Origin of the sequence: Parvibacter caecicola (genome assembly GCF_003725335.1) — a bacterium.
GTDB lineage: Bacteria > Actinomycetota > Coriobacteriia > Coriobacteriales > Eggerthellaceae > Parvibacter > Parvibacter caecicola.
This window is the reverse complement of record NZ_QIBY01000033.1, coordinates 1-5,576: the sequence shown is the minus strand read 5'-3', so window position 1 is coordinate 5,576 and position 5,576 is coordinate 1. Positions and strand designations below refer to the sequence as shown.

Sequence of the window (5,576 nt, the reverse complement as noted above, 5' to 3'; positions counted from 1 at the left end):
CGGCCCTTCGCTCCGTTCAAATATGTTCGCCTTCAGCTTTCGCATGCTGGCATTTTAGTACATTGCCGGGCCAACGCATTTCACACCTCGCCCACAACCCCCGCCGCCCGCATCTCCGCAAGGGCTCGGTGGTAGCCCATGTGGCAGCGCTTCACCTTGTTCGACCTGCGGGTTATCGGCCACTACTTGGGCACGCTCTCCCTGTTCTTCGGCCTGCTGATGCTGGTGCCGTTTGCCACGGCGGTGTGCTATCAGGAATGGCAGCCGGCGGCCCGTTACTTTTTCTCGGCCGGCCTGGTTATGGCCATCGGCGCGGCCCTGCGCTTTTTGCGGGTGGAATCCGGCCGCCTCAACCGCCGTCAGGCGCTGGCCATCACTGGCACCGCGTGGCTGGTGCTGGCGTTTTTCGCTTCCATCCCCCTGTACCAATCCGGGCATTTCCTCACCTACAGCGATGCCCTGTTCGAGGCCGTGTCTGGCCTCACCACCACCGGTGCGTCGGTGCTCACCGACATGGACCACCTGTCCAATGCCGATAACATGTTTCGTTTCATCATGCACTTCCTGGGCGGGTTGGGGCTTATTGTGGTGGCCCTCACCGTGGGCCTTCTGGGGCGGCAGTCCAGCGCTTCGCTGTATAACTCCGAAGCCCGCAGCGAGCACGTGGTGCCCAACGTGGTGCAAACGGCGCGGTTCATCCTGCGCATCACCCTCACTGTGGTGGCGGCCGCCACGATGCTGATCGCCATCGCCCTGCTGGTGATTGGCATGGAGCCGGCCCGCGCCTGGATCCAGGCTTTCTGGCTTTCCGTCTCAGGTTTCGTTACCGGTGGTTTCGCCCCCATGGCGCAATCGGTGCTCTATTACCACTGCGCGCCGCTGGAGTTCATCCTCATGGTGCTCATGATCATGGGTTCCATCAGCTTCGTTTTGCACAGCGAACTGTGGCGCGGTCGCATCATGCCCTTCTTCCATGACATCGAAACCCGCACCATGTTCCTGTGGATCGGCGCCATGACCGTGGTGTTCACGGCGTCGCTGGCGGCCACGCAGTTGGCGTCCGACCTGCCCACGCTGCTGCGGCGCGGCCTGTTCATGGTGGTGTCGTCGTTCACCACCACTGGCTTCCAGGTAATCACCAGCAACCAGCTGAGCACGGTGCTGTCTTCGGGCGCGTTCCTCAGCCTGGCGCTGCTGATGTCTGTGGGCGGCGCCACCGACTCCACCTCTGGCGGCATCAAATTCATGCGGTTGGGGGTCATCTTCAAGTCGGTGGTTTCCACGGTGAAGGAAGCGCTGGCGCCGGAAAGCGCCCGCGTGGTGGTGTCGTACAACCATCTGGGGCGGCGCGTGCTGGCCCCCAGCACCGTGAAAACCGCCATGACCGTGTTCATTTTGTACGTGGTGATTTACGTGATGGGCACCCTGGTGGGCATCGCCCACGGCTACGAGGCCAACGAGGCCATCTTCGAATCGGTGGCCATGACCTCCAACGGCGGCATCGTGGCCGGCCTGGTAACGCCGGGCATGCCGGTTTCGCTGGAGCTGTTCTACATGCTGCAAATGTGGGCGGGCCGCCTGGAGTTTGTCACGCTGTTGGCACTGCTGGTTGAAGTGATTGCGTCGGTGATGCCGCGCAACAGGTTGGGGATGCGCTCATGAGAATGGCGAAGTGGCTGACAACTGCGGTGTGCGCCATGGCGCTGAGCTGGTCGGGGCTGGCTGTGGCCTTCGCCGTGCCGGACGATGGCGCTGCCGCCGTGGAGGCGGAAGGGGCGCCGTCGGCGGCGGTTTCCGGCGAAGGGGCGGCTGCGGAAGGCGAGGCTGCGGAAGGCGCCGGCGCGGAGAGCGCCGATGTGTCGGCAACCCCGGAGGGCGGCGAAGGGGCGGACGGTGAAGCCGACGGCGACGCCGCGGACGGCACTGCCGACGACGAGGCCGCAGAGCCCGAGCCGGAAATCGACCCCAAGAACCGGGTGAATCCGCAGCAGATGCCCGATAGTTCGTTTCTCTACGACACCTCCATCGCCGAGCTGGCCAACGCCGACCCCTACATGAACAACCAAACGGTGCAGGTGGTGGGCGAGGCCATCGGCGACATCCTGGCCGCCGTGGACGGCCCCAGCTACGCCTGGGTGATGCTGCAGGAAAAGGTGGACAACGACTACCCGCAGATATCGGTGCTGATGACCCGCACCCAATCCGATCTCATCGACAACTTGGGCCGTTACGGCGTGCAGGGCACGAAACTGCAGGTGCGCGGCCAATTTCACCTATCATGCCCCCAGCACGATGGCCTGACCGACCTCCACGCCGAAAGCGTGACGGTGGTGGCCCGCGGCTCGGTGGCCCCTGATCATCTGGAATGGAAGCAGTTCCTGCCTGGTGTTGTGCTGTTTGTGGTGGCCGGGGCGCTGCTGCTGGTGTTCCGCCGGCTGCAGGAGGGGCAACGCTAGTGACAGTGCGCGGCGAGGTGGTGAAGCTGGATCGCGGGTACCCGCTGGTGCGCCTGGAGGACGGCGCGCTGCTGCGAGCCGAGCATGCCATCGCTTTGGTAAAGGGCGCCCAGGAGCGGGCGGTCATCGGCGATGAGGTGCTGGTGCAGGTGCCGGAAGAGCACGACAAGGCCATCATCGAGGAAATTCTGCCGCGCCGGTGCACCTTCACTCGCAAAGACCCCACCGAGCGGGCCCTTCCCCAGGTGCTGGCCGCCAATTTCGATCAAGTAATCGTGGCCCAGCCCATCAACGACGTGAACCTGCGCCGCCTTGAGCGCGAGCTGGTGCTGGCCTTTGAAACCGGCGCGGCCGTGGCGGTGGTGCTGACCAAGGCCGACCTGGCTGCCGACGAGCAGCAAGCCGCCGAAGTGGAGCGGCAGGTGCGGGCGCTGGCAGGCCCCGATGTGCCGGTGCTGGTGATGAGCGCCGCAAACCCCGTCAGCGTGGAGGCGGTGCGGGCGCGCCTGTCCCCCGGCACCATGACGGTGCTCATCGGCCGCTCCGGGGTGGGGAAGTCCAGCCTGGTGAACCTGCTGGTCGGCAGCCAGGTGCAGCAAACCCAAACGGTGCGCGAGGGGGACGGCAAGGGGCGCCACACCACGGTGAGCCGCGAGATAATCCCCCTTCCCAATGGCGCGCGGGTGGTGGACATGCCCGGCGTGCGGGGCTTGGGGCTGTGGGAAGCGGAAGGGGGGCTGGACGCCGCCTTCGCCGACATTGCCGCCCTGGCCGAGCAGTGCCGGTTCCGCGACTGCCGCCACCAGCAAGAGCCGGGTTGCGCTGTGCGGGCCGCTGTGGAAACAGGGGAGCTGTCGCCGCAGCGCTTCGCTTCGTACCAAACGCTGGTGCAGGAAACCCGCACCCTGAAACAGCGGCGTGAGGAGGCCCGCTGGATGCAGAAAGAGCAGCCCAAAATCGCCAAGCGTCCGAAAAAAAGCAAATCCCGCGCCCGGCGATAACGGGCCGTTTAAGCGAGGCTTCAGCAAAACGGGTAAAATAATCCAGTTAATCAACTTAACGCGGCCGTTGCTTGGCGCGTGGCCGCTTTCGCATGAAGGTCCAGGGAAAGGAATCGCATGAATCCAGTCGTCATCATCCCGACGTTCCACACCGGGCGGCGGCATCGGCCCGGCAGCAATGCGGTTGCCACGTACGATCACGCAACCCCCTTGAACGAGCCGGGCGAGCTGGGCCGTTGCCTGGAGTCGCTGGAAAAGGTGCAGGACCTGGGGCTTGTGGTGGTGCTGGTGTCCGCCGAGGCCGCCATCGCGCGTCAGGCGGAAGAGAAGGTGCGTGCCATTGCCGAGGCCCATCCGCAGCTGAACGTGATGGTGGTGGGGCAGGACGTCCTGGCCCTCATTCGCCAGCGCATGGAGCAGCTGAACGTGGGGAAGCTGGACTTCGAGATTGGCCTTTCCGGTTACGGCGCCACCCGCAACGTGGGGCTGGTGGTGGCCAGCGCGTTGGGGTTCGACGCCGCGGTGTTTATCGACGATGATGAAGTGATCGACGACCCCCGCTTCCTGCACGAGGCCATGTACGGCCTGGGCAAACTCACCCGCAAGGGCATCCCTATTTTGGCGAAGACCGGCTACTACATCAACGACCAGGGCTCTTACCTCTCGAAATGGGAGGATGTCTGGTACAACCGCTTCTGGCAGCAGGGGGCCGCGTTCAACCAGTGGATCACCACCGCCATGAAGGGGCCGCGGCTGTCCCGCTCGAACCACGTGTGCGGCGGCTGCCTGGCGGTGCACAAAGAGGCGTTCCGGCGCCTGGCCTTCGACCCGTGGATTTCCCGCGGCGAAGATTTGGACTACATGCTCAACCTGCGCATGTACGGCAGCGACATCTGGTTCGACAACAAGTGGAAGCTGCGCCATCTGCCGCCGGAGTCGGCCAGCGAGGGCGACCGCTTCCGCCAGGATATCTTCCGCTGGATTTACGAGTACCGCAAGCTGGAGTACAGCCGGGCGCTCATCGATTTGCAGCAGGTGAAGGCGGAATCGCTGGAGCCGTACCCGGGGCCGTTTTTGGAGCCGGGGCTGGCGCGGCGCATCGCCCTCACGGCGCTTCTGCGCAGCTTTGCCCGCGACGACAAGAAGGCTTACCGCCGCGCCGCCAAGGCCGCGCGGAAGGAGGCGCAGGTGTTCGCCGAGCGCAACTGCGCCAAGTACTTCAGCTTCCAATACACCTGGCCCGAGCTGATTGCCCGGGTGGAAGGCGACCAAATGCTGGCCCGCGCCCTGGTGAACAGCGCCCTGGTGGCCCACGACGCGCCCATGGCGGCGGCGCCCCAGGGGGCGCGGATGGCGCCCGGGGCCGACGTGATGGCCGCAGCGCCGCAACCTGCGGCGGCCGAGCGCCCCATGCCCGTGGCTCCGCGCGGTGCTGGCATCGACCCCGGCGCCACCACCGAGATTCGCCTGAATCTCAGCGACTTCGAAGACTAGCGGCGGCGCCAGATAATGGAGATGATGGGGCTGATAGCGGCATCCCTGGCGGTAGGCCTTCTGGTGGGCCTGCTGTCGGGGCTTCTGGGCGTGGGCGGCGGCACTCTGTTCGTGCCCCTGTTCAAGCTGGCCTACGGGCTGCCGGCCATCGCCTGCACCGCCACCTCGATGCTGGCCATCGTGTTCACCTCCGTCTCCGGCGCGGTGTCCCACCTGCGCAACCGCACCTGCGTTCCCTGGCTGGGGCTGGCGGCGGGCCTGGGCGGTGCGCTCACGTCGCCGGTGGGGGTTTACCTGGCCACTCTTTCGCCGGAATGGGCCATCATGGTGGCGGCCGCGGCCATCATCGCCTATTCCGCCATCACCATGGTGCGCAAGGGGCTGGCCCTGCCCCCCATGGAGAAGGGCCTGCTGAAGCGCCGCATGCGCGAGTTCTGGGAAAGCCGGAAGGGAAGCGTCGGGGCCGCGGCGGGCGACGGGCCCGCGGGGGCCGCGGCGGGCAAGGGGCCTTCGGCTGCTGTCGCGATGGCCGCGGCAAGCGACGCCGGCGCAGCTTCGCGTGCGGCCGCTGCCGTGACGATTTCGGCTGGCGAAGAAGCTGCTGGCACTGATGCCGCGGCTGCAC

Annotated in this window: 5 protein-coding genes; all 5 read left to right on the top strand. The window is 66.0% G+C overall.

The genetic code is table 11. From position 1 onward, the window contains the following. Positions 1-138: 138 nt before the first annotated feature. Positions 139-1,662, top strand: coding sequence for a TrkH family potassium uptake protein (locus DMP11_RS09975; RefSeq protein WP_123186337.1), 1,524 nt, complete (start codon positions 139-141; stop codon positions 1,660-1,662). Continuing rightward, a complete protein-coding gene (locus DMP11_RS09965; RefSeq protein ID WP_161555366.1) occupies positions 1,659-2,456 on the top strand; it encodes a hypothetical protein in 798 nt (265 codons plus the stop codon). Before DMP11_RS09975 ends, DMP11_RS09965 begins: the two co-directional genes overlap by 4 nt. Beyond that, a complete protein-coding gene (rsgA, locus tag DMP11_RS09960) occupies positions 2,456-3,457 on the top strand; it encodes a ribosome small subunit-dependent GTPase A (protein ID WP_214647087.1) in 1,002 nt (333 codons plus the stop codon). The genes DMP11_RS09965 and rsgA overlap by 1 nt, the downstream gene beginning before the upstream one ends. A 117-nt stretch (positions 3,458-3,574) precedes the next feature. Beyond that, a complete protein-coding gene (locus DMP11_RS09955) occupies positions 3,575-4,951 on the top strand; it encodes a glycosyltransferase family protein (RefSeq protein ID WP_123186333.1) in 1,377 nt (458 codons plus the stop codon). A gap of 21 nt (positions 4,952-4,972) precedes the next feature. Then, the coding region (locus DMP11_RS09950; RefSeq protein WP_148041133.1) for a TSUP family transporter at positions 4,973-5,576 on the top strand (604 nt) is incomplete at its 3' end.